25 protein-coding genes, 1 pseudogene and 1 riboswitch are annotated in these 26,137 nt (G+C 29.7%); of the genes and pseudogenes, 6 read left to right on the top strand and 20 right to left on the bottom strand.

The window, feature by feature from the left end; translation table 11 throughout:
* Positions 1–140: 140 nt before the first annotated feature.
* The 4 genes and pseudogenes from B5S50_RS00735 to B5S50_RS00750 form a co-directional block, all read right to left on the bottom strand.
* Positions 141–1,667 (bottom strand): L-lactate permease, encoded by a 1,527-nt coding sequence (locus B5S50_RS00735; protein WP_065079222.1) that lies wholly within the window; start codon positions 1,665–1,667, stop codon positions 141–143.
* A 294-nt stretch (positions 1,668–1,961) separates the two neighbouring features.
* A pseudogene (locus B5S50_RS00740) lies at positions 1,962–2,660 on the bottom strand (FadR/GntR family transcriptional regulator).
* Positions 2,661–2,707: 47 nt separating this feature from the next.
* Entirely contained in the window at positions 2,708–3,337 is a 630-nt protein-coding gene (locus tag B5S50_RS00745) for a ribonuclease H-like domain-containing protein (protein WP_217303743.1), read from the bottom strand.
* A gap of 73 nt (positions 3,338–3,410) precedes the next feature.
* Positions 3,411–4,136, bottom strand: coding sequence for an HAD-IB family hydrolase (locus tag B5S50_RS00750; protein ID WP_217302838.1), 726 nt, complete (start codon positions 4,134–4,136; stop codon positions 3,411–3,413).
* 186 nt (positions 4,137–4,322) lie between these two features.
* Between B5S50_RS00750 and B5S50_RS00755 the strand changes: the two genes are divergently transcribed.
* From B5S50_RS00755 to B5S50_RS00765, 3 genes are read left to right on the top strand one after another with little or no spacing between them, the layout of a single operon-like run.
* Positions 4,323–4,550 (top strand): ferrous iron transport protein A, encoded by a 228-nt coding sequence (locus B5S50_RS00755; RefSeq protein WP_217302839.1) that lies wholly within the window; start codon positions 4,323–4,325, stop codon positions 4,548–4,550.
* A 37-nt stretch (positions 4,551–4,587) separates the two neighbouring features.
* Positions 4,588–6,354 carry a ferrous iron transport protein B gene (feoB, locus tag B5S50_RS00760; protein WP_217302840.1) on the top strand — a complete coding sequence of 589 codons (1,767 nt, stop codon included), beginning with the start codon at positions 4,588–4,590 and terminating at the stop codon, positions 6,352–6,354.
* A 14-nt stretch (positions 6,355–6,368) separates the two neighbouring features.
* Positions 6,369–6,530: a FeoB-associated Cys-rich membrane protein gene (locus B5S50_RS00765; protein WP_082848338.1), complete on the top strand. Its 162-nt coding sequence runs from the start codon at positions 6,369–6,371 to the stop codon at positions 6,528–6,530.
* Positions 6,531–6,666: 136 nt separating this feature from the next.
* On the opposite strand, the gene B5S50_RS00770 is transcribed toward B5S50_RS00765, so the two are convergent.
* The 6 genes from B5S50_RS00770 to B5S50_RS00795 form a co-directional block, all read right to left on the bottom strand.
* Positions 6,667–7,044, bottom strand: a complete 378-nt coding sequence (locus tag B5S50_RS00770; protein ID WP_217302841.1) for a CBS domain-containing protein — start codon at positions 7,042–7,044, stop codon at positions 6,667–6,669.
* Positions 7,045–7,131: 87 nt separating this feature from the next.
* Positions 7,132–7,929, bottom strand: a complete 798-nt coding sequence (locus tag B5S50_RS00775; RefSeq protein WP_217302842.1) for a ribonuclease H-like domain-containing protein — start codon at positions 7,927–7,929, stop codon at positions 7,132–7,134.
* A gap of 71 nt (positions 7,930–8,000) precedes the next feature.
* Complete coding sequence (gene argS, locus B5S50_RS00780) at positions 8,001–9,695, bottom strand: arginine--tRNA ligase (protein ID WP_217302843.1); 1,695 nt, start codon at positions 9,693–9,695, stop codon at positions 8,001–8,003.
* Positions 9,696–9,760: 65 nt separating this feature from the next.
* Positions 9,761–10,747: a UDP-glucose 4-epimerase GalE gene (gene galE, locus B5S50_RS00785; RefSeq protein WP_065079231.1), complete on the bottom strand. Its 987-nt coding sequence runs from the start codon at positions 10,745–10,747 to the stop codon at positions 9,761–9,763.
* A gap of 305 nt (positions 10,748–11,052) precedes the next feature.
* A complete protein-coding gene (locus B5S50_RS00790) occupies positions 11,053–12,468 on the bottom strand; it encodes a PH domain-containing protein (RefSeq protein WP_254306656.1) in 1,416 nt (471 codons plus the stop codon).
* Complete coding sequence (locus B5S50_RS00795) at positions 12,452–12,937, bottom strand: PH domain-containing protein (protein WP_065079233.1); 486 nt, start codon at positions 12,935–12,937, stop codon at positions 12,452–12,454. Before B5S50_RS00795 ends, B5S50_RS00790 begins: the two co-directional genes overlap by 17 nt.
* Positions 12,938–13,134: 197 nt before the next feature.
* Between B5S50_RS00795 and B5S50_RS00800 the strand changes: the two genes are divergently transcribed.
* Positions 13,135–13,413 carry a helix-turn-helix transcriptional regulator gene (locus tag B5S50_RS00800; protein ID WP_065079234.1) on the top strand — a complete coding sequence of 93 codons (279 nt, stop codon included), beginning with the start codon at positions 13,135–13,137 and terminating at the stop codon, positions 13,411–13,413.
* A 362-nt stretch (positions 13,414–13,775) separates the two neighbouring features.
* Here B5S50_RS00800 and B5S50_RS00805 read toward each other — a convergent pair whose 3' ends face one another.
* From B5S50_RS00805 to B5S50_RS00825, 5 genes are all read right to left on the bottom strand, one after another.
* Positions 13,776–14,684, bottom strand: a complete 909-nt coding sequence (locus B5S50_RS00805; RefSeq protein ID WP_254306657.1) for a glycerophosphodiester phosphodiesterase family protein — start codon at positions 14,682–14,684, stop codon at positions 13,776–13,778.
* Between the two features lie 249 nt (positions 14,685–14,933).
* Positions 14,934–16,397: an amino acid permease gene (locus tag B5S50_RS00810; RefSeq protein ID WP_065079235.1), complete on the bottom strand. Its 1,464-nt coding sequence runs from the start codon at positions 16,395–16,397 to the stop codon at positions 14,934–14,936.
* Between the two features lie 123 nt (positions 16,398–16,520).
* A riboswitch (Lysine riboswitch) is annotated at positions 16,521–16,697 on the bottom strand.
* 111 nt (positions 16,698–16,808) lie between these two features.
* Positions 16,809–18,629, bottom strand: coding sequence for a MutS family DNA mismatch repair protein (locus B5S50_RS00815; protein ID WP_217302845.1), 1,821 nt, complete (start codon positions 18,627–18,629; stop codon positions 16,809–16,811).
* A gap of 36 nt (positions 18,630–18,665) precedes the next feature.
* Positions 18,666–19,097 carry a bacteriohemerythrin gene (locus tag B5S50_RS00820; RefSeq protein WP_065079237.1) on the bottom strand — a complete coding sequence of 144 codons (432 nt, stop codon included), beginning with the start codon at positions 19,095–19,097 and terminating at the stop codon, positions 18,666–18,668.
* A gap of 207 nt (positions 19,098–19,304) precedes the next feature.
* The gene (locus tag B5S50_RS00825; protein WP_023161740.1) at positions 19,305–19,667 is read right to left on the bottom strand and encodes a phage holin family protein; all 363 of its coding nucleotides are present in this window, start codon (positions 19,665–19,667) and stop codon (positions 19,305–19,307) included.
* A 221-nt stretch (positions 19,668–19,888) separates the two neighbouring features.
* On the opposite strand from B5S50_RS00825, the gene B5S50_RS00830 reads away from it, so the two are divergent.
* Positions 19,889–20,215, top strand: coding sequence for a hypothetical protein (locus tag B5S50_RS00830; RefSeq protein WP_023161741.1), 327 nt, complete (start codon positions 19,889–19,891; stop codon positions 20,213–20,215).
* 50 nt (positions 20,216–20,265) lie between these two features.
* Here B5S50_RS00830 and B5S50_RS00835 read toward each other — a convergent pair whose 3' ends face one another.
* A complete protein-coding gene (locus B5S50_RS00835; RefSeq protein ID WP_013238836.1) occupies positions 20,266–20,466 on the bottom strand; it encodes an alpha/beta-type small acid-soluble spore protein in 201 nt (66 codons plus the stop codon).
* A 246-nt stretch (positions 20,467–20,712) separates the two neighbouring features.
* Here B5S50_RS00835 and B5S50_RS00840 point away from each other — a divergent pair, with 246 nt between their 5' ends.
* On the top strand, positions 20,713–21,552 hold the full coding sequence (locus B5S50_RS00840) for a PHP domain-containing protein (RefSeq protein WP_065079238.1): 840 nt from the start codon (positions 20,713–20,715) through the stop codon (positions 21,550–21,552).
* Between the two features lie 56 nt (positions 21,553–21,608).
* Here B5S50_RS00840 and B5S50_RS00845 read toward each other — a convergent pair whose 3' ends face one another.
* From B5S50_RS00845 to hprK, 4 genes are all read right to left on the bottom strand, one after another.
* Positions 21,609–23,009 carry an aminopeptidase gene (locus B5S50_RS00845; protein WP_217302846.1) on the bottom strand — a complete coding sequence of 467 codons (1,401 nt, stop codon included), beginning with the start codon at positions 23,007–23,009 and terminating at the stop codon, positions 21,609–21,611.
* A gap of 472 nt (positions 23,010–23,481) precedes the next feature.
* Positions 23,482–24,420: a magnesium transporter CorA family protein gene (locus B5S50_RS00850; protein ID WP_065079240.1), complete on the bottom strand. Its 939-nt coding sequence runs from the start codon at positions 24,418–24,420 to the stop codon at positions 23,482–23,484.
* A 253-nt stretch (positions 24,421–24,673) separates the two neighbouring features.
* A complete protein-coding gene (locus tag B5S50_RS00855) occupies positions 24,674–25,219 on the bottom strand; it encodes a 5-formyltetrahydrofolate cyclo-ligase (RefSeq protein ID WP_217302847.1) in 546 nt (181 codons plus the stop codon).
* Positions 25,212–26,132: an HPr(Ser) kinase/phosphatase gene (hprK, locus tag B5S50_RS00860; RefSeq protein ID WP_217302848.1), complete on the bottom strand. Its 921-nt coding sequence runs from the start codon at positions 26,130–26,132 to the stop codon at positions 25,212–25,214. The genes B5S50_RS00855 and hprK overlap by 8 nt, the downstream gene beginning before the upstream one ends.
* Positions 26,133–26,137: the final 5 nt, after the last annotated feature.

Below are 26,137 nucleotides of genomic sequence, written 5' to 3' on the forward strand. Positions count from 1 at the left end.
TATTTCGTGCGCCCTTTTTTATCAATATGGCTATTTCAAATCATAAAAATTTGTCTTTAAACTTCTAACAATACTTTTGCAACTTCTAAACATCTTTTATTCATTTTTATTAGCGAGTTTCGCAATTACCTAGTATTAATCTAATTAAATCCAAATATAGGTCCTGCAAAATAAGCAATAATCCCTAAAACAATTACATAAACTATGCAAAACTTTAAAGTTGAATTTAGTATTTTTCCTTCTTGCCCTACAAGTCCAGTAGCCGCTGTTGCAACTGCTATACTTTGAGGTGAAATCATTTTTCCTGCTGTTGCTCCTCCAGTATTAGCCGCTGCAAGCCAGTACGGATTTAATCCAAGCGATTTGGCAACTTCAACCTGAAGTCCTCCAAATAGTACATTAGCTGAAGTATCACTTCCAGTTACAAAAGTTCCAAGTGCACCAATTATAGGAGCAATAAGTGGATAAAATCTTCCGGTAGCTGCTACTAAAACAATTGATATGGACTTTATCATCCCGCTGTAGCCCATTATCTTTGCAAGAGCTACTATGGCAATTATAGTAATAGCTGATTTATACATCTGCTTAAAGGTACTTCCCAGAACTCCAATTATTTCAGTAATCTTAGCACCCTGGATAAGTCCACCAATAAATGTAGCTATTATAATTAAGGTTCCTGGATTTGACAGCCAGTTAAATGTATAAGGTGATCCTCCTTTTCCCGAATAAATAAGTACTGAAGTTTTTACAGAAGACAGCGCCTTATTTATTGGTGGGAACAGTGCACTGCTCAATATTACAAATAGAAATACCAGTATAAAAGGCATCCATGCAAGTACTCCTTCTTTTGTGGAAACCTTTTCTGCTTGCTTATCAGCAGTATCCTTATAAAATATTTTAGCTACAGCAATTGTAACTATCATACAGCAAACAGATCCAAGTATAGCTGGAAGCTCAGCTCCAAGATATTTTGCAGCTAAAAGCTGCGGAACTGCAAAAGAAATTCCTGATGCAAGGGAAATTCCCCAAAATCCCTTTATGGCTTTCACACTTTTTCCTGTAAGCATTACTAGTACAACTGGAACAACCACAATTAAAATTACAAGCTGTAGTCCTACTGCATAACTTAGCTGAGTTACATTAATATTTGCAACTTTTGCAAGAGTTGTTACAGGGATTCCTATTGCTCCAAAAGCAGTAGGCGTTGTATTTGCAATAAGGCATATTATAGCTGCAAATACAGGATCAAATCCAAGTCCTGCCAGTATGCTTGCAGGTATGGCAACTGCAGTTCCAAATCCTGCTATAGCCTCCATAAATCCTCCAAAGGCCCAGGCTAAAATTAGAACTAATATTCTTTTATCTGTAGTAATTCCTGTCATCATTTTTTTTATTACATCCATGCTTTTAGTATAAACTGTAATATTATAGGTGAAGACAGCAGCTATAATGACAATCATAATAGGCCATATTGCAAGAGCTACACCTTCAAGTGCCGCTGTAATTGCATTAAAAATTGGCATTTTCCATACAATTATAGCTAAAATCATAGTAACAACTAATGTGAAAGGGCATGTCTTTTGTCCCGGGATTTTTAGAGCCCCAAGTGATACCATTAGCCAAACAATTGGTATGAGTGCAATAAGAAAAAGTAAATAATTGTTCATTTTAATCCCCCTTGAAAAAACCTTATTGGTATTATGGTAATACCACTTTTGACATTATATTAGCATAATCATTTCAATTTTTCTACAATTGTTATATTGTTAACATTACTTATAATAAATTGAATTAATTAAATTATGTTGTGGTCGTAACGTTTTCATAAAATTAGGGTACAGATAAAAATTTTTATCTGTACCCTAATTTTCATATTATAGTGTACTAGCTGTTAACTTATTAACGTTAATAAGTTAACTATTTTATTTAAGCAAAAGGCTTTTTTTACATTTGTCAGATCACTACATATTATTTCTAATATACTTATCCGTAAAATCTAAATGTTTTTTCATTTCTTCTGAAGCCATTGCAGCATCATGGTTTTTAATAGCTTCACATATTTTAATATGCTGTGCTGCAAGTACTGATAAGTTTCCTTCATCTACTAATATCTTACTTCTAGCCTCTTTTAAAAAGGAATCCATTAAAAAAGACATTGAATTTAAAATATTTTTTATCAAAAAATTTTCAGTAACCTGGGCAATTTGATAATGAAATTGTTTATCAAGTTCTACATTATCTTTCTCATCTTTAGAAGTTTTGAAAGCATTTGCTAATCTCTCCAGATTACTTAGCTGCTCATCATTTATTTTTTCTGCAGCTATAGCTGCTGTCCTCACTTCTATAATTTTTCTAACTTCCATTATTTCTTCAGGTTTCCCACCTTGGAGCATAAATATTATGGACAATGGTTCAAACAAACTATCCTCAAAGCTTTGTTTTATAAAATTTCCTTCCCCCTGCCTGCTATCTATGAGTCCTATAACTTGAAGTGCCCTTAAAGCCTCCCTTATAGAAGTCCTACTAACTTTAAAGTTATCAACTAACTCTCTTTCGGAAGGAAGTTTGTCTCACCTTTTTAAAGTACCATCCATAATCATATTTTCAATTTGCACTATTACATGTTCATATACCTTTGTACTCTTTATAGGTGTAAACATCAAATGAGCCACCTCAATTCATTTTATCTTATATTTGCATAAGTCTTCTATATATTTTGAGCAGAGCCTGCAAAAACATCATTCCACTTTGTATATATACCAAATAAGCTTACTACATCCTGCTCGTTATATAATAATATTTTTTGTTTTTTCATTTCAGGCATTCTCTTTATATATTCATCATCTTTTGCTATTTTACTAAAGGTTTTAGCCAAATTTGAACCACTTATTACTTCGTTTTCCCTATTTATTCCAAATTCTTTTTCCAGTGCTTTTAGCCCTATGGATTTATGCATTTCTTTTTCGTATTCTTTTTGCAAATCTATACTTATAAAATAATCTTTTATATTAAATTCTATACCATATTTCTCAAAAAGATAGTTTATTACTGTAAAATCATTGTTACCTGAAAAAGTCACTATATATTTTTTTCCCATTTCAATCATAGTTTCAAAGTAACTTCTTGCTAAATCAAGTATATCTCTTACATCTTTGCTGTTTTCTATCATATACTGAGTTACTTTTAAAATTTGATTTTTGTAATCATAAAAGCAACATCCAAATACTCCTATACATATTGGTTTCTTATATATATAATGCTCTAAATCAAAAAATATAGAATCTTTAAAAACACAGTTATTATTCTCTACTTTTAGTGAACTTTCTGTCATAGGCATTTCAACACCAACATCATTAAGTCTTTCTATCACTTTATCACTCTTCTCCAATTCATTTTAAAACATAAACAATTTATATATCATTTATGCACTTTGTTTCTAGTTTGTATATCATATCTTTTCTTTCTACTATTACTTTTGCCTTTTCGCTTAAAACACTATTATCTTTTATTTTTTTCAAAAGTTCTCGGGTTGGATTTACACAGACAGGATTTCCAACCATATTAAGCATTGCAAAATCTCCTGAAGTATCCCCATATGCATAACTTTTTGCTAAATCTATACCATATTTTTCAACTAATAATTGTATGGCTTTTTTCTTGCTAACACTATCCCACATAGGAACAACTTCTCCCGTATAAATATCCCTACTATCTATAATATACACAGCTCCTACATAATCGTCAAATCCATATCTAACAGCCATCTCCCTTACAAGTTCCACTGGGCTTCCGGATACAGTTATAACCTTGTGTCCCTGCTCCTTATGCCATTTTATCATATCCCTAGTATAAGAATACACCCTATGTCCCTTTTGTGAAACTACATTTTTGGCTATAAATTCTATTTGAGATCTGTGAAGACCTTTTATAGCTTCAATATATATACCAGCAATCTTTAAAAGATAATTATCATAATTTCCCTCTCTTTTATCCCACTTTTCATATTCTGGTTTAACTTCCTTATACCATCTCTCTCCAGGTATTACTTCATATTTTACCAGTTTTTTGAATACCTCTGTTATAAGACCCTCTCTATATAAAGTACCATCAATATCAAAAAAAGCTGCTATACTCATACTCTTTATTCTCCTTAACTATTATTTTAAAAAACATAAATATATCTTATTATTTTAACATACATACTTATAATATCAATATTCGAAAAAAAATAATCGGTTGACAGTATATTTCTAATATGATATTATAATATCAGAAATGATAATGATTTTCATTATATTTAACAAATTGGGAGGTGGCTTTATATGAGTATTTGCGATTTAAAACTAGGTGAAATTGGAATGATAAAAAGTATAAGGGGTAATGAAAAATTAGTTAAAAGACTTCTTGCTCTTGGATGCATAGAAGGAACTGAAGTATTATTAAAAAATTGTGCTCCTTTAGGGGATCCTATAGTTATAAACTTAAGGGGTTTCAATTTAGCTATACGTAAAAAGGATGCACAAAATATATCAGTAAATGTCCCTGCGTAAAATTATTAATAATGAAGTTATAGACGGGAGGAGTAATATGATCGTAGCAGCTTTACTTGGCAACCCAAACGTAGGTAAAACTTCTTTATTTAATCATCTAACTGGTTCAAATCAATATGTTGGAAACTGGGCTGGAGTAACCGTTGAAAAAAAAGAAGGTTACGTAGATAATTTTATAAAAATTGTAGATTTGCCCGGGATATATGCCATGGACACATATTCTAATGAAGAAAAAGTATCCAAAGAATTTTTACTTACAGGAAATCCAAGCGTAATAATAAATATTGTAGATTCATCAAATCTGAATAGGAATCTATATCTTACAACTCAATTGAAACAATTTAATAAACCTATTATATTAGTTTTGAATATGATGGATGCAGCAGAATCTAAAGGATTAAAAATAGATTTTTCAGCACTTTCTAAAGAACTAGGAGTAACAGTGGTTCCAATTGTAGCAGCTAAAGGAAAAGGTATAGACAACCTTCTTGAAATTCTTAAAAGTGGTAACTTTTTAAAGGAAACAGATAATAGCAAATTTATCTTTGAAAATGAAAAAGCAGCCTATTCCTATATAAATAATATTTTAAACAAATGTGTTAAGGAAACAAAAAAAAATATTACTTCAACTACTGAAAAAATAGACAAAGTAGTCTTAAATAGATTTTTAGCTTATCCAATATTTTTAATATGCTTAATATTGATTTTCAAATTTACTTTTAGCTGGGTAGGTCAACCTACTGCAGATATTTTTGACAATTTTTTAGAAAGCTTCTTAAAACCGGATCTAAAGATACTCTTAGCAGGAACAAGTAACTGGTTTAGTTCTCTTTTAGTAGATGGTATTCTATCTGGTGTAGGATCTGTAGTTGTATTTTTCCCCGTTATATTCTGTTTATTTTTAGGAGTATCTTTTCTGGAAGACAGTGGATACATGGCAAGAGGGGCTTTTATAATGGACAAACTTATGAGAAAAATGGGGTTGTCTGGAAAAGCTTTTATACCACTTATAGTAGGTTTTGGTTGCTCCGTGCCTGCAATTATGACTTCTAGAACACTTGAAAGTGAAAAAGATAGAAAATTAACAGCATTACTTATACCTTTAATGTCATGTAACGCCAGGTTACCTATATATGCATTATTTGCATCAGCTTTTTTCACTAAAAATAAAACTACTGTAGTATTTTCTTTATACATTCTTGGAATCTTTATAGCCTTTTTAATTGGCCTCATTTTTAAAAATACCTTATTTAAAAAAGACGAAGAACCTTTTATAATAGAACTTCCTGAATACAATATTCCTGAATTAAAAAGTTTGTTATTTCACACCTGGGAAAAAGCTAAGGGATTCTTAAAAAAAGCAGGTACCATAATATTTTCCATGTCGGTTTTAATCTGGTTTTTGACTAACTTCAATTTATCTGGTATGGTATCCATGGATAAAAGTATTCTATCTTCTATCGGTAAACTAATAAGTCCTATATTTTCACCAATGGGATTTGGCACCTGGCAAAGTTCAGTATCACTTATTACAGGTATCACCGCAAAAGAAATTGTATTAAGTACTATGAGTATTGTATATGGTGGAAATTTAATCACTTCTCTTCAAAGTCAATTTTCCCCTATTTCCGCTTATGCATTCTTAGTTTTTGTATTACTATATACCCCTTGTATATCTGCAATAGCAACCATGAAAAAAGAATACGGGAACAAAATGGCAGTATTTTCCGTAACATATCAACTCTTACTAGCATGGATATCTTCTTTTACCGTATTTAATATAGCTTCACTTATATTTAAGTAATGGAGGCGTTTTAATTGTTAGAAATTATAGTAACAATAATTATTGCAGGGACAGCCTTGTATATACTTTATAGAAATATTAAAAATAAAGCCAAAGGTAAATGTGATTGCGGATCCTGTGCTGGTTCAAAATGTCCCTATCATACAAAAGATTGTAATAATATAAAAAAGTTCTGATATAAACAGATTTCTAAGCATCAGATGGAGTTTTAACTCCATCTGATGCTTAGAAATCGTTATCCAGGGACGTAGCTGCTCTTTACTCCCACTTGGAAAAGCGGGAGTATTAGAGCAGGTAGTCATCGGATAAATATCAGAACTTTTTTATAATATAATCCACTATATCTTCGATGGATATAATTCCCTTAACCGTATTTTCATCATCGATTACAGGAATAGATACTATGTTCTTTTCCCTCAGCCTTTTTGCAACAGCTAAAATGTCCTCGTCACTTTTAGCTGTAACTACATTCTTTGCCATAACCCAGTCAACAGGGCATGTATCATAATGTCCTTCTTCCATTAAGAACCTATATATATCTGCTTTTACTATCATACCTGTTAGTTTACCGTTTTCATCAACTACGGGTGCTCCATTTATATTATGGTCATACATTACATCTAGAGCCTTATGGAGACTATCTTCTCTCTTCAATTTTACAATATCAGAATGCATTATCTCTCCTACCATACTATTATCCCTCCTTATTTCAATTATACAATTATTTTTCAATATAAAGTACAAATATTTTAAAAATTTAATTTTATACTAAAAGTATTAGTAACTATTATTTATTATATTTACTAATTCATCACAATCATTTTCACCTTTTAGGAGATGGTCTATAACATGAGAAGCAGCTCTTTTAGATACTTTTTCTAATTGAACATCTAGTTGTATATTATTCTTTTTCAAAAGTATTTTTAAATATTTTAACTGTTTCTCTGTAATACAATCTTCCCTTACAAGCAAATTATTATTTTTAATTTTGCAAGCAAATTCATGTATTTTGGGTAAATTTAAAACATCTTCATAATTGTGCAGCATTATAGTTTTCTTTATGTTTTCATTTTTACTTTCTAGAAATTCTTTATACAGATCTACACTAATTCCACCATCTATTTTATCTTTTCGGTCTATTCCCACATGTTTTTCTACAGTCTTTAAATTACATCTTTCCATTCCAAGTTGTTTATAGTATGGTCTTATAAGCCTGTACAAATCTATGTGATGTCCAGGAGCTTTAAAACACATGTTGTTTTGATGAGCCCTTTCTTTTATAAAAGGCTCATCAAATGCTATTCCATTATAGGAACACCAGCTGCTATATTTTTTTACATCTAATCCAAAATTATATATAACTTCTCTTTCATCTTCTAAAACATCCGAAAAATACTGTTTCATTTCAAAGTCATCCCTGCTTAAGAATCTCCCAAAAGATATAAGTATTATGTTGTCATGTTCTCTGTCAAATCCTGTTGTCTCTATATCAAAATATGCTACATCATCCATATTACAACTTAAAAATATATCTTGTGAAATATTTATACGCTGTTTATACTCTTTGATTTCCATAACCTAGTTACTAAGTAACTTCTCCATCTCCATTCTGCTGTAGAATTGAATTCAAAATACAAATGCTATTTTTACATCTTTTCTACTACATCTATTCCAAGTAAATTCAAGCCATTTTTTATTACCTGGCAGGAAGCCTTTACAAGCTGAATCCTAGCTGACTTCACACCTTCATCTTCAGCATTTATAATGCTGTGTGCATTGTAAAACTTATTAAAAGCTTTAGCTGCATCTATTACATATCTAGTTACTATAAATGGTTCCAACTTATTTATAGCACTTAATACTGCCTTATTAAAACCATGAAGTATTTTTACAAGTTCAAATTCCTCTTTACTACTTAATTTGCTGTAATCTACGTTTTCACTTATACAGGCAGGAGCTTTTCTTAATATACTTTTTCCTCTAGCATAGCTATATTGTACATAAGGACCAGTTTCTCCTTCAAAGCTTAGCATTTCATTCCAGTCAAATACTATATCTCTTTCTCTGTTGTTTTTTAAATAAGTGAATATAACAGCACCTATTCCTATCTTTTTTGCAACTTCTTCCTTATTTTCAAGTTCAGGATTTTTTTCATTTATTATTTCAAGGGTTCTTTCTATAGATCTATTTAATAAATCCTCTAAAAATATTACATCTCCCTTTCTTGTAGAAAGTTTTTTATCTGCAAATCTTACAAGACCAAAACCTACATGTGTACATGAATCTGCCCAATCATTTCCCATTAATTTAAGTGTAGTAAATACCTGTTTAAAGTGAAGTGACTGGTCAAGCCCTACTACATATATGCATTTATCAAAATCATAGGTTTTCTTTCTATATATAGCTGCAGCCAAATCACGTGTTGCATATATAGTAGCTCCATCAGATTTTTTTACAATACAAGGAGGTATGTTATAATCATCCAGCATTACAACTCTTGCTCCATTACTCTCTACTAAAAGCCCTTTTTTGTCTATTTCCTCTACAACGGCATCCATTTTATCTGAATAAAAACTTTCTCCTGTATAGAAATCAAAATTCACATTTAAAAGATCGTATATCTTCTTAAATTCTCTAAGGCTTAAATCCTTAAACTTTTTCCAGAGAGTAACTTCTTCCTCACATCCATCTTCCAATTTTTTAAAATACATTCTACCTTCTTCATTGAGTGAAGGATCTTTTTCAGCTTCTTCATGAAATTTAACATATATCCTTAAAAGCTCTTTTATTGGATCTTTATGTAGGGAATCTTCATCACACCATCTTTTATAAGCAGATATGAGTTTTCCAAACTGAGTTCCCCAATCTCCCAAATGATTTATTCTGGTACAGTTATACCCTTGAGAAATTATCATTTTATACAACGCATTTCCAACAGATGTACTAAAAAGATGTCCTACGTGAAATGGCTTTGCAATGTTAGGTGACGAAAACTCTACAACTATATTTTTTCCTTTACCTAGCTCAGATTTTCCGTAATTTTCTCCTTCTTTTAATACCTTCTCCAAGGTATCTTTTGTAAAAGCTGCTTTATCTACAAAAAAGTTTAAATAAGGTCCTAGATTTTCAACTTTTTCAAAATATTCTTTGCCTAATTTACTTTTTAATTCTTCTGCAATCATATTTGGAGATTTTCTTAATGTTTTTGCCAATTGAAAACATGGAAAGGCATAATCTCCCATCTCAGGCTTTGGAGGTATCTCTATTAAACCTTTTATAAAATCCAATTCTAAATCTACATTTTCTTTAATTCTTTCTGCTATTATTTCTTTATAATCCATAACTTTATGTTAAATAACTTTATGGTTATTTAACAATATTCAACTCCTCTCCTGTTTACATTCTATTACTTTTCATATCCAGTTACATGATTCTTATGCCAATTCCAGGCAGTTCCAATAATGTTCTCCAAAGAATTATACTTTGGCTTCCATCCAAGTTCATCCTGGGCTTTCTTAGAAGAAGCCACAAGTACTGCTGGATCTCCTTGCCTCCTAGGTGCAATTTCAGCCTCTATTTTTTCTCCAGTTACTTTTCTTGAAACTTCAATTACTTCTTTTACAGAAAATCCTTTTCCATTACCTAAATTATAAATCTTACTTTCATTATCTTTCATAATTTTATCCAGTGATAAAAGATGAGCATTAGCTAAATCAGTTACATGAACGTAATCTCTAACACAGGTACCGTCTTCTGTATTGTAATCATCCCCAAATATGAATATTTTATCTCTCTTTTTTAAAGCTACTTGAAGTATTATTGGAATTAAATGAGTTTCAGGTCTGTGATCTTCTCCTATAACCCCATTTATATGTGCTCCAGCTGCATTAAAATATCTCAGCGCAGCATACTTTATACCATATGCCCTATCACTCCACTTCAAAACTTTCTCCACTGTAAGCTTTGATTCTCCATAGGGATTGGTAGGATATGTAACTGCATTTTCTAAAATTGGTATACTTTTTGGTTCCCCATAAGTAGCTGCGGTTGATGAAAATACAATATACTTTACATTATGCTTTCTCATTGCTTTAAGCAAATTTAAAGTTCCACCTACATTATTATCAAAGTATTTAAGAGGTTCATCTACACTTTCCCCTACAAGAGAATAAGCAGCAAAATCTATTACAGCTTCAATTTCATTTTCTCCAAATACTCTGTCAAGTATATTATCATCTCTTAAATCTCCCTCATATACCTTTCCACCTAAAATTGCAGATCTATGTCCTTTTTCAAAATTATCTAATACGATAACTTCTTTTTTATTTTCCAATAACTCCGCAATCATATGACTGCCTATGTATCCGGCTCCACCGCAAACTAAAATTGCCATTATAAAACCTCCAATATAAATTATAACTTTATAGTCATTTAAATACTATATTTTATATTTTATATCTATTTTATCCTATTTGTCTACTATAGTTGTAATTATGCTCTATATAATGTTATAAAGAGCATAGCCTAATTAAAAAACGGTATGCTCTTTATAATTTAATTCATTCTAATTACCATTCAAGGCAAAATATCTTTTTTAATTTTACCATACTCAACTACTACATGTCCATTAACTATTACATAATAAACTCCATTGAGTTTTTCAAAGCCTGCAATCATTCTAAGTGTAGCTGTCTTTCCTTATCTAAAAAATTTCTCAACAGCATTATCTTTTAAATTTTTAACCTTTAATTCTTTACCATAATTAGAACTATATAAAATAAACTTGTAATTGCAAACTCTCTTATTGTGCTGAAAATAATTATATGATGAAGTAATAGATTGTATAGTCGACATCTTTAAAACAGATTGAGTTTTATTAAAACTATTATGACATATGCAAACTAAACTTCTATTTATCCCCAATGCCGTATTTTTAAATTCCATATGTCCTATAATAAATAATATTATAAACATGGCTATGCTAAATAAAATAAAGCTTGGTTTTATAAATGCAATCATGCAAGTTACAATTACCCAAAATACAATTTTCTTATAAAAAAAGCCAAAATATACATTACTAAGAGGTTTATTAAAATTATCTTCATATAAAAATTCATCAAGTAAATCTTTTAATATTTTATCTTTCAATTGGCTATTACATATGGGATATAGTATAGCTTTTTCTCCTTTTTCATCTCCGTATCCAATACTTTCTATTTCTATAGTAAAATAGCCAAAAACCTGCATTAAAATAGTCTGTTTAAGATGTATCCCTTTAATCTTTTCTCTATCGAAACTATAATTTTTCTTATTTAAGGCTCCATAATTTATGCAAATTTTATTATTATCAGCCCACATTCTAAAATTATAATATTTTATAAAATTATATATAATAGACAAACATAAACTTACAAATAATATAATACAAACTATAATTGCGATTGTATAAATTTTTTCATAAAAAGTTGTATAATTAAACCCTCTAAAATATTTAGATATATCAATATTAAGTTTAAGTAATCTTTTAACACGTTCCTCAAAAAATTGCTGTATAGCAAGCAATATAGCTAGTCCCTTAAACAGTGAATTAGAAATAATAGAATATATAAATAATTCTTTTGAACCTAAACTATAAGATTCCTGTTCATATTTATTTTTAAGTGTATTCGTATTTTCTTTAAGCAGTATATTTCTAAGCTCCTCAGCCCTACCTCTATTTAAAGTGAATTTCAATTCATTTCCATGATCCTTTGCATCTCCTGTATCAATTTTTATAGTTGCTGCATTAAAAATTTGTTCAAAAAAATTTGTTGAAATGTCAACTGTATTGATTTTTTCTAAAGGAACTTCTATTTTTTTTACGCTAAAGACCCCTTCTTTGTGATAAATATACTTTTCTCTTATTATAAAAATGTTTTTTCTCCATTCTATAATCTCATATGCTAGAAGTAGTATTAATAAAATTACTGCAATTAAAATTCCCAATCTAAATCCAATCCACTTAATCAAGAATCCTGATGCAAAAATAATTCCTATCATTTCTTTTAATATTGTGCCTAAACTATAAAATAATTTAAAGAAATGATTTCTCTCTACCCTATCCAATTTTATCACCCAATTCTATAACATTTTTAAGGTTATTTGCGACTTTTTCAGCATCTTCCACAGCTATAGCAGGGATTTTATGTGTACCCCCTGCAGTTATTATATTTACAGAAGCTATTTTGCACATTCTTTCAATTGGTCCTTGTTCTATTTTTAAATTCTGGATTCTAGAAACTGGAATTATTGTTCTTTTTCTTATGATTATGCCTTCTATAAGTTCAATTTTATCTTCAAATATTCCGTATTTCCACTGTTTATACTCTAAAAAGGGCCATATAAAACTATCCAAAATTGAAACAAATATTATTATTGCAGTTAAAAGATTTAAACCACATTTTAGTACTTTCATATCTTCAATTCTTGGCATTAAGAATAAATTCACACATAGCACATATAAAGCTATAAATATAACACTAATTACTGTTCTTCCAATAATCCATGATTTTATAGCACTTTTATCGATCTTATCATAATTCATAGTTAATCTCCTTCACATATCTAGTGTACTTGCTTGTACACTAATTAGTTTTGCCTATATTATATATTACATAATTATATTTTACTATTTTAAAATTTAATAAATCTTTTATAATTATTATATATTGACGTTTATATTTGTATATCATAATATATAAATGTAAAGATTTAAATATAGAAATATAGCGAGGTAGAACTATGGACAATAATTATAAAGAGTATGCCGATACTGCTGAACTTCTTAAGGTACTGGCACATCCTATTAGACTATGTATAGTCAGAGGGCTATTAGATAAGGGCTGCTGTAATGTTACACACATGCAAAATTGCCTTAAAATTCCTCAGTCAACTTTATCACAACACTTACAAAAATTAAGGACAGCAAAAATTATAGAAGGAACTAGAAATGGACTTGAAGTTAATTACAGTGTTTGTAATAAAACAGCTATTGATTTAATTCATGTCTTATTTAAGTAATGTCAATGATTTATAGAGTTTCGAACAAAAAAATCAACTTATACTCCAAATATTTTTTACAACATTCAGTTCAATTAAATATTTTGATAAGGCTAAGAAAAAAATTTTAAAAAAGCTTCATTATTGTAAAAATGTTCCTACGTATAAGTTGATTTTTAAGTTAGTAAACTCCTTAGGACTAATAATCTTTCATACAAAGGGTCTCAAGCAATGCCCATTGTAATTTAAAAAATCTTAAATTTAAATCTTATTGAAGTAAAGCTGCAATAGCACTATATTTTAGATCTTCTGTAGTGTTAACGGAAGGGAATCATCCATAACTACTAATTTTTAATTCTCAATTTTTAATTTCACTTTAATACCTATACAGGATTTTTTCTTAATTTTACTTCTTTCTTAGTTGGATAAATGGTATCAGAATATATATAATCTACCCCCATTTTAGCAGCTCTTTTAAAATCTTGTCTTCTATCAATTGTCCAACAAAATACCTTTAACCCATCTTTATGAGCCAATTGTACAATTTTCTTAGTAAGAAAATCATATCTGGAATCTAAAGCTACAGCCCCTATAGACTTCGCATACATATAACCATGGAGTCTGCTATTTGGATTTATAATTGGCATTATACGAATCTGATTATCCTTACTTTTTAAATATTCCAAAGCTTGATAATTAAATGAATGAACAATGACTTTTTTTTCGTAACCATATTCATGGATAATATCTAAAAATGTATTAATATCTCTATTTCTTCTACTTAGAAATTTAATTTCAAATATTGGTACGAGATTGTATTTAGAACATTCCGTCAATGCTTCCTCAAATCGAGGTACTTTTAAATTAGGATATTGAGCTATATTTGCCCCCTTATCAATCTTAAGCTCATCTATTTCGTCTGACGACTTTTTTGTTATTGGTCCCCTTCCATTAGTTGTTCTATTAAGTGTAGGATCATGGAGTAAATATAAAACACCATAGGAGGAAGAGCATACATCTAATTCTACTCCCCAATATCCCATTTTACCTGCAATATCAATAGCAGGAATGGAATTTTCAGGAGCAAATCTATTTGCTCCACGATGAGCTATTACTATAGGTTCATTTTGCATTACAGTATTATTAACTTTTTTTGGTATATTGTCTTTTCTTTTGTAACTTATATCATTTAATTTATTAATTCTTATATTAGACGAATATTTAAGAGAAAGAGAATTGGTATTGTAATAAAAAGTTACAGCCATAACTTTTAAAAGTAATGCAGTAAACAATATAAGGATAACATTTGTAAATACCTTTTTATAAATACTATTACCCCCCCCTTATTGATAAAGCCTTAAGCTTAGCTAAATATTTTAGCAGATTTAATTTTAATTTAAAAATACAATACTAGACAAGAACATGATTTTTTTCATCATTGCTCTTCTAATTCTACCATAAATTATCTATAATAGTCTAATCTATAAAACATAAAAAAGTTCCTAGGAAAGTAAACTCCCTAGAAACTTTTTGCCAAAATATTACTTCATATTTTCTACTTCTTTTTCAATACTATTAAAATCTACATCCTCTAATTTAATAACTTTTGTACTATGCCTTTTTTTATACCATATCCATAGACCTAAGAATAAAGGCAGTCCTATATATGAAGAAATAACTCCACCCCAATCTATTTTAGCTTCTCCAAAATAAGTAATACCTTGACCCAAGATAACCACAATGCAAAGTACAAGTGCTATAATCGGACCCAGTGGAAATAATTTAGCTTTATATTTTAATTTACTAAAATCACGTTTTTGAAAAACATATGCCTTTCTAAAGCGATAATGGCAAAGTGCTATTCCAACCCATGCTACAAATCCTGCTAGTCCTGAAGCTGCTACCAGCCATACATACACTGTAGTTTCTGCATAAAATCCAGTTAAAAAACAAGCAGATGCCACTATAGTAGTAAGTATAAGTGAATTTACTGGTACTCCCCTTGAATTAACTTTTGCAAAACATGCAGGTGCATTTTTTTCTTTAGCCATAGAATATAACATTCTTGTTGAAGCATACATTCCAGAATTTCCTGCAGATAGAACTGAGGTTAAAACAACTGCATTCATAAGAGAAGCTGCCCCTGCTATACCTGCCTTTTGAAATACCATCGTAAAAGGACTTGTATCAACTCCTGCATTCATATAAGGTATAAGAGCTCCTACTACAAATATTGTACCTATATAAAATAATATTATTCTCCAAAATACAGCATTAATTGCCTTTGGTATAGTTTTTTCTGGATTTTCACTTTCTCCTGCTGCTATACCTATAAGCTCTGTACCTTGAAAAGAAAATCCTGCAATTAAGAAAACTAAAAATATAGATTTAAAACCACCTACAAAAGGTGCATCTCCTACTGTAAAGTTTTTAAATCCTACAGGTTTTCCATTAAATATTCCACAAATAGTTGCCACACCTACAATTAAGAATACGATAACTGTAAAGACCTTAATACCTGCAAACCAAAATTCTGATTCTCCATAAGCTTTTGCAGACAATAAATTAAGTCCAACTATAAGTACTAAAAAACATATACTCCATATAATAGATGGTACACCTGGAAACCAAAATTTCATTATCAAGGCCCCTGCTACCATTTCTGTTGCAACAGTTATAGCCCAATTGTACCAATAGTTCCATCCAAGTGCAAACCCCAGTGCAGGATCTACAAACTTAGTGGCATATGTACTAAAGGAACCTGAATCAGGCATGTACGTTGCCATTTCTCCTAAACTTGTCATTAAAAAATAAACCATAACTCCTATACAGCCATAAGCCACAAGTGCTCCTCCAGGACCTGCCTGTTTAATCGTAGCTCCTAGAGCTAAAAATAACCCTGTTCCTATAGCTCCACCCAAAGCAATCATATTTAAATGTCTGGCTTTAAGCCCTCTTTTAAGTTCATAGGTCCCCTCTTGTTTTTGTTCTGCAACACTCTGCATTTTTTTCCCCCCTTATCGGTTTTTAATTTCCGATAAGTGATATAACTAAGACGGACATAAGGTGATCATAAAAATAACCTTGAGAGTACACTCAAGGTTATATAAAGACATATTAATCCTATAACGAATGATAGCTCTCCACAAATTAACCTTGTGACAGTTTTACATATATTTTATGTAAACCCAATTACTTAGCATTAAAGCATTTGCTAAATAACTTCGGCAAAATTTCCTTTCAAGCTGTATCATAGTGCTTAACTCCTCAACTCTACTCTTAAATTCTGCACCTCTACCTCAGTTATTCACTTATATTAATATATTATGAACTAAAACTTTAAGTTAGTCAATAGATTTTATACTCTAAAGTACATTTTGTAAAAATATTATTGAATATGCAAAAAATATATCAGATTAATTGTCAGGTACATTAATTCCTGCCATTTTCATAAGATACAGAGCATTTCTCGTTTTCGATGCACCTCTATGCAATTTATAATCAAACTGTATTTTATTATCTTTATAATATTCTCTAAAATGATAATTTTTTACTCTTTCATTACTTTCATTCTCTATATCACATAATTCCAAATCATGAGTTGATACCATACCACAGGTATTAGAGTCCATCAATTCATTTATAAGTATCTTGGCTCCAGTGTGCCTATCTATAGAATTAGTACCTTTAAATATTTCATCTAATAAGAAAAAAATATTTTCTCCTCTATTAGCAGCTTCTACAATAGATTTTATTCTCAAAATTTCTCCATAAAAAGAAGATATATTTTTTTCTAAATTGTCACTTATTCGCATACAGGTGTAAATACTCATTATAGAACAACAAAATGATTTTGCACGAACCGGTGCCCCCGAATAAGCAAGTACTAAATTTATACCTGCTGTTCTTAAAAAAGTACTTTTCCCCGACATATTTGATCCTGTGATAAGTGCTACTTTAGAATTTTTGCCCAAATCTAGATTATTACAAACTGCCTTATCCCCTAAAAGAGGATGTGCCATGGAATCTGCTTTTAAGACTAAGGATTTATCCAAAATTTCAGGCATTGTCCAACTTGAATGGTCAAATGCTATAACTGCAAGACTACTCAACATTTCAAATTTTCCAACAGTTTCAATCCATCCATAAAGCTCACTGCCATTTTGTTCCCTCCACTTTTCAAAGGCAAACATACACTGATAATCCCAAAGGAAAAATATATTAAGTATTATATAGGCAATGTTCTGGCGCTGAGATATGCTCTCTGATATCCTTTTTAGTTTATATATTTCTTCTGCTGCATTTTTTAATTTTCCATTTTGTTTTTTAAATAGCATACTTTTTAAGTCATTTAAGTAATCACACTGAAATTCTTCTTTGCATATTAAGGATATGGTTTTTTCATAAGATCTTATATTACTTTTTAAATTGAAAACCGTGTTTAAAGTACTAAATCTGTTTTTAGCCCCTGGTAAAAGTAAAATTATTTGAACTACAAGTGCTGCATACCCTATAGAATTATTAAAAAAGTGAAATACAAAACTCATAAGCAAAAGCATTATAGTTACAATAGGAATTATTTTAAATACACCTATAATGTATTTATTTCTGTACATTGAATTCTCAGTTGAAACTATTTCTTTAAGCTTTGAAACACTCTCCCTATCATCTTCTATGGATGAACTCTGTGCCTCTAGATGCTGTCTCCACTTTAATTTATGGGACAATTCCAAAACTGCACTTTGTCTTTTTTCTATATCTTTAGAATTTCCTAAAGGTGATGACAGCACATTTTTTAAGTTTTCCTTTCCAAGATAAGTATTACAGCAATTAATACATTGAAATAATGAGTTTTCACCAAATATATCAAGATCCCAGGAATAATTATGCTCTACATCCTTAAAACTTTCCCCTTTTTCGTTAAATTCTTTCCAATCACCAACTATTCTTTTTAGCGAATTACAATTTATTCTTACTAGTTTTTTTGTAAAATCTGTATTTTGTTTTAACTTTTCATGGATTCTTACAGCAAGTACAAACAATATAGCTGAAACCAGGAAAATACTTAAACTCATATAGTGATAGTTTTTAATATAGAAACCTACTATAAAGATTATTCCTAGCAAAAATATTAAAAAACGTAACCTACTCATACGTACTGCAGCAGAACTTTGCCTTTTCACAAGATGGTCGTAATGTTTTTTTCTTCTGCAGTAGATTTTTTCAATTTCCTTCAAGTATATTTCTCCTCTTTTCTCACTACGTCTATGTTTTTATTTGCTATTTTTTAGCCTACTTACTTTTAACTCATCAAAATAATCTTTTATCTTCAGATCCATGCCTAATATATGACTTGATATCCAATTGTACACAAAATCCAAAATATCCAAAATTGATTTTTGTGTATCTTCATCTATTTCATCTAAATCCAAGCTCTCTATTTTTTCTATAAATTTATCATGCACTCGTTTTTGTTCCGAATAACCTGGATAGTCATACATTTTCATAATCTTTTCTTCATCCTCAAAGTGATAAACAGTATACTCTTTTAAATCGTCAATTAAATTTAAAATATCACCAAAATAGTCCACATGATTTTCATTGACAGCTAACTCATATATGGACTGTCCTATTTCAAATAACTTTTGGTGCTCATCATCTATTCTCTTAATTCCACAAGCATATTCATCTTTCCATTCAAACATAGTATACTTCCTTTCTAAATATTTTATTGTAAAATTTGATAAATAAGTTTAATTTCTATAACTTACTGATTGTGCTGCTTCTATACATATTATTATAACAAAATTTGAATTAGTAAACTACTACTAATTTAAAACGCCGCCGGAATAATACCGGCGGCGTAAAGAAAATAAAAAATTATTCACTTATTGGATCTGTAGGAAATATTTTTACATAACCCTTCCTGGAATTACGGCATCTAATATTCCAATAACTACTGCTGCCAAAATAGCTCCTACTATGGTAACTCTCATATATGGAACTAAAAATTGAGTTAAATATAATATTACAGCTGCAATTACAAAACCTTTTACTCCCTTTCCAAAAGGAGAAGCATCTACATTCATAAATCTTTCTACTAAATAATCTATTAAACTTATTACAACTGCTGCAGCTACATATGACCATAATCCTGATATTTTGAAACCAGGTGTTAAAAATGAAGTTATTGCCAATACAACTACTGTTAAAACAAATCTTAATATATAACCTCCCAATGTAGATCTTTCAGGTTGTTTATTTGTATCACCCATGGAAGTCACTCCTTTTTCAATAAAATATTTATTCACTTATATTTTTACCTAAAACATAAAAAATATTTAAAAATAAAAAATTTTTTAAATAGAAGTTATAACTATTTTATTTTTAGATAAAACTAAATTCAAAATGAATATTGACAAAATTTAAGAAAAAAGGTATAAGTAATATTGTCTGTATAGTAAATACTTATAAATTACTAAAAAGGAGTGTAACAATGAAAACATTTCAAACTCTTATTGATGAAACTTTACAAGCCAAAGATTTAGATGAGTTAGAATCTGCTGCAGATCTATTTCAATTTGGTATAGAAAAAGGATATTATAATCAAAGACAGTCAAATGAATTTAACACTACATACTGGAAAATAAAAAATAAATATTTGGCTTATGAAATTGCAAATCAGATAAAATACAGTAAACTGGACATTTTGACTATAGTTATTAATGCACCAGTGAATATAAAAGACAATAAGTCAGAACTTTTAAGCTATGTAAATGGCCGTATAAAAGCACTTAGAGGTAAAATATCTGGAATCAAATAGTGCAAAAGCCAGATGAAACTATCATCTGGCTTTTACCTATATTCAATATCTTATTTTAAGCCCTGTTCATAGGCCTGAACCATCTTTTTAACCATGTTTCCACCTACGGAACCTGCTTCTCTAGATGTAAGATCTCCATTATAGCCTTCCTTTAAATCTACTCCTACTTCTCTAGCTGATTCCATTTTAAATTTATCTAAAGCCTCTTTAGCTTGTGGAACTAAGACTCTGTTTCCTCTACTGTTTGCCATAATTGTTCCCCTCCTCATTTTTAAATTATTTGTTTTGTATTACACTATCAGTTTGCTCCATATAAAAATTATTACTCTATAAAATTAAATGAAAATATACTATATTATAGGGTATCTAGAAACTTTTATAAATGAAAATTTTTCTCTATTATACTGTAAAAAGCCTTAAATTTAAAGCTTTTTGAAACTTTGCATGATTAAAGTAGTATAATAAATATAAGTTAATTTTAAAAGCAGGTGATTTTATTGTATAAAAAAGGAGATTTTCACTTACATACTAATGCTTCGGATGGTAACTTATTTCCGTCAAAACTAGTATGTATGGCAAAACGAGAAGGTGTTGATATTATTGCAATAACAGACCATGACACCTTATCTGGTATAGATGAATCTTTAAAAGAAGGAGAAAAAATAGGTATCAAAGTTATTCCTGGAATAGAATTATCTACCTTGTATGAAAATAGAAGCGTTCACATACTGGGGTATTTTAAAGATATCTCTCATATATCTCCAAAATTCAAAGACTTTTTAAAAGAAATGAACTTATACAGAATAAACAGAGCAAAAAAAATAGTAAATAATTTATATAAATTTTTCAATATAAAACTTGATTTTGAAAACATATTAAAGATAGCTAATGGAGTTGTAGCAAGACCCCATATAGCAAAAGCCATAATAAATGCAGGTTATAATTACAGTTTTGATTACATATTTTCAAATTTTATAGGAGATTCCAGTCCTGCCTACGTTCCAAACAAAAAACTTTCTACAATAGAAGGAATAAAAATGCTTACGTCTTTAAGTGCTATGGTTGTACTTGCCCACCCTGTACTTGTAAAAGATATAAATATAGAAGATTTAATCAAGCTTCCATTTCATGGTATAGAAGCTATTTATCCTGCTAATAAAGTTTGTGATACAGAGAAATTCATAAAGTATGCTAAAAAGTATAAAAAAATCATAACTGCAGGATCTGATTTCCATTCTACAAACAAAAAAAGTTTAAAGCACGGTCATACTATAGGTGAAGTTTATTTAGATGAAAATCAAATAAATGATTTTTTAAGCAAACTTAAAAGTTTATAGTTTTAAAAATAATCTGCAGAGGCTTTAATTAAGTTAAAGTCTCCACAAATTATTTCTTATATTTCTTTTAGAAATGCAACGTATCCTTTTACAGCTTCATATATGTCTGCTTTACTTGCTACTTCCCAAGGTGCATGCATATTGTGAAGTGCTATTCCACAATCTATAACTTGCATATTGTACTCCGCCAGTATATAAGCTATAGTTCCACCACCGCCCTGGTCTACCTTGCCAAGTTCTGCTGTTTGCCAGGATACATCGTTTTTATCCATTATATTTCTTATTTCAGCTATATATTCTGGGTTTGCATCATTACAACCTGATTTTCCTCTTGCACCAGTATATTTGTTAAATACTACTCCCTTTCCAAAATATGCTGCATTATTTTTATCCATTACAGAAGGATAATTTGGATCAAAGGCAGCGCTTACATCAGAAGACAGCATTTTCGAATTTGTTAAAGCCCTTCTAAGTTTTAAATCGCTGTATTCTTCGCATAGTGACATTACTTCGGCTACTGTATTTTCAAAAAACCTTGATTGCATTCCTGTAGCTCCTACACTTCCTATTTCTTCTTTATCTACTAAAAGAGTAACACAGGTCTTGCTTGGATTTTCTATTTTCATCATAGCATCAAAAGAAGTATAGGCACATATTTTATCATCATGGCCATAAGCCATAACCATACTACTGTCAAGTCCAAAATCTCTGGCAGGCCCTGCTGGAACTACTTCTAATTCTGCAGATACAAAATCCTCTTCTTCTATTCCATATTTGTCGTTTAAAATTCTCAATATGTTCTTTTTTACTCTATTTTTAGCTTCTTTATCCTCTATTGGAATACTTCCAATTAGAACATTTAAATCTTCTCCTTCTACAACTTTATTTCCTTTCTTATCCATCTGGTCTCCTGCAAGATGTACAAGTAAGTCAGATACTCCAACTACAGGATCTCCATCCTCTTCTCCTATTACTATTTCTACCTTAGTTCCATCTTTTTTTATAACTACACCATGAATGGCAAGTGGAAGGGTAACCCACTGATACTTCTTTATACCTCCATAATAATGGGTGTCAAACAATGCAAGATCAGCATCCTCATAAAGAGGATTTTGCTTTAAATCAAGCCGTGGAGAGTCTATATGAGCTCCAAGTATCCTCATCCCTTTTCCCATATTCTCCGTACCTATTACAAAAAGAGCTAAATTTTTATTCTTATTATTAGCATAAACCTTATCTCCTGCTTTTAAAGTAGATTTTGCATTCATTATATCCTCTATATTTTTATATCCGTTTTTTTCAGCTCTCAATATAAATTCTTTTACACATTCTCTCTCTGTCTTGCATTTAGACATAAATTTTTCGTACTCATCTGAAATTTTAAAGAGTATTTTAAAATCTTTTTTTGAATATTTGTCCCATGCATATTTATATTCCTTAGTTAAACTTTTTGACATTTTATCTCTCCTCTTCTATATTAATGTTATTGTATTAGCAAATAAATGTTATACCTCACTTTATTAACAATTATATTCTATCACAAAATACACCAATATATTAATATTTATATTTCAGATTTTCTGAAGTATTAGTGTAAAAAATCATCCATTAAAAGAGCTGACACACTAATTAATTCAACTTTAGCACATATAAAATTTTAATTAATAGTTAAGAATGAAGAATTAATAGTTAATGTGTACTTCCGTTACACTACAAAAAATCTTTGATTAAGCTTTTCATCACTCGTTTCGCTAAAGCGAAACATTGCTGATTTATATAAATTTAAAGATTTTTTGCGACAGCTAAAAATCATCTTTCATTATTAATTCTTCATTATTAATTCTTAACTTGCGAAGCTTTGCTTCACAAAGTTTTTAAACTGTGAAAGTTAGTAACTAATCAGTGAGTAGTCAACCTTGTATATCTATATTAAAACCACTTTTTCCTCTTAAATATACATATAAGAATGACTGCCACAAGAAACATAATTATTACTACATAATGGCATCCATTTTCTATCTCCATAAATGGTATTCCTTTTAGATTCATACCATAGATACTACTTATAAGATCTAATGGTAAAAATATACTAGCTATTACGGTAAAAACTTTCATAACTTCATTTGTTTTATTTGCAGTTTCAGATTCAAAGGCCTCTCTTACTAAAGCCAGATCTTGAACTAAGCTTTCAACAGAAAACATAAGTTTTTCTATTTTTCTATTTAAATTGCTAAAGTATTCTAAGATGTCTTTTTCTATTACCAGATTGTCATTCATAACCAAGCTATCTCCTATGTATATAAGTGGATTTAAATATTTTCTTATTTTATAAACCTGTCTTCTCAAGGTTATCAAACTATCTATCTGATCATGTTTGGGATTTTTTAAAACATCTATTTCAATTTTATCTGCTTTAACCTCTAGTGCTGATATTATGTCATAATTTTTTATAACTATTCTGTCTAAAATATAGTAAAGTAATATAGATGCCTTTGGATTGTCCTTTAGTACAAAACAATTTTTAGAGTCATATATATCTTGTATTAAATCATCTAATATATCAATTTTATCTTTGTATACAGTTATTATATAATTTCTACTTAAAAATACATTCAATTCTCTAGGAATTACTATTTCTTCTACATAATTGAGTACATTAAGTATTATAAAGAGGTACCCATTGAAAAAGTTTATTTTTGATACTTGTGAAAAACTTTTACATTCCTCTATACTATCTCTATCTATGTCTACAAAATCCTTTAACTTTTCAATTTCATCTGCATGAAGTAATATCCAATAATGGCTGCTTATAAAATCAATTTCTTCCGTAACTTCTTGAAAACCATTATCTATATCAAGTATTTTCATAAAACCACCACCAATGTAAACATAAAAATAAGTTCATTCTTATTAGTGTGTTAATTTTAATTAGAAATAATTCATTGCTTGGTAGATGTAATTTTATGACAAAAACTATAGTATAAAAATACTATAGCAGCAAAGTTAAACAAAATAAAAAAAGTATTGTGCATAAATCCCCTCAACAATATAAAGGACACAATACTTTTAATATCTATCTATGAATATTTTAAATAGATAATATAATAAAATTGTAAATATTTTAATCAGAAATGATACCATCTATAAACATATCATGTTTTTCCATGGGGACTTCATCTAGTACCTGAAACCTATATGCAAGGGCAATTTTTTTGGAGTTCTCTCTAAGCTTTTTAAAAAACCTATCGTAATATCCTCCTCCATATCCAACTCTCCCACCTCTTTTATCAAAGGCTACTCCTGGAATATAACATAAATCTATAGAGGCTTCTTCTACTTTAAATTTTGTATCTTCTGGTTCCAATATACCATATGCCCCACTTTTTAATTCATTAAAATCATGTATTCTAACTGCAACCATTCCATCCTCTTTGGATATAACTTTAGGAACACAAATATTTTTTCCTTGCTCAAGTGCCTTTTTTATAATTCTATGAGTGTCCACTTCACTTCCATAACTTACAAATATAAATATGATGTTAGCCTTATTATATTCTTCACTTTCTATAACCTTTTGAAGTACACTGTTGTCCAATTTTTCTTTTTGTAAATTAGATAATTTATTTCTCTCTTCTTTCATTTTCTTTCTTATAATACTCTTATCCATTCTTCTTCCTCGCCACCTCATTTATTCTTTCACTTATTACATCTACAGGAGTTACATTTGATATAAGACTGTATCTGTAATTTGCTGCAGCGGCCTCTATTATGACTGCCAGGTTTCTTCCTGGTCTAATTGGAATTTTCAATTTTCTTACAGGTACATTTAATATATTTAAATACTCCTTGTCTATTCCAAGTCTATCATAATTTTCATCTTCTTTCCACTGCTCCAGATATATTATCATGTTAATATCCTTTGCCTTAAGTACAGAACTCAATCCATAAAGGGCAGGTATATCAATTATCCCCATTCCTCTAACTTCTATCATTCCTGAAGTAATATATGGCGATGTTCCATGAAGTACCCCATCTATTTGCTTTATATCTACTGCATCATCTGCTACTAAACGGTGCCCCCTTTTTATAAGTTCAAGCGCAGTCTCACTTTTTCCTATACCACTTTCTCCAGTTATAAGTATTCCAATACCATAAACATCTACAAGCACGCCATGTATCCTTGTTTCAGGTGCTAATTTATCATCTAAATAATTCATAACCTTATTTATAAACCTTGTAGATATACTATCAGTTCTTAATATCCACCTTTTGTTTAAGATAGCACTCTCTAAGAACTCCTTATGAGGTACTAAATTTCTAGTTATTATGGTACATGGATTGTCAAATTCAAAATATTTCCCAAGCCTTTTTTTTCTAAGTTCAGGCTGCATAGCATCTAAAAAGCTCCATTCCGCCTTACCTACTATCTGGACTCTCTCATTAGCGTAATAATTATAAAACCCACTAAATTGAAGTCCAGGTCTATTTATATCACTTTCCTTTATTTCATTTACATTTTCTCCTCTATTTATAACTTCCAAATTTAAATCATTTATAATATCTACTACTGTTACTGGCATTTTCT

The sequence above is a fragment of the Clostridium sp. 001 genome (genome assembly GCF_019056555.1).
Taxonomy (GTDB): Bacteria; Bacillota; Clostridia; order Clostridiales; family Clostridiaceae; genus Clostridium_B; species Clostridium_B ragsdalei.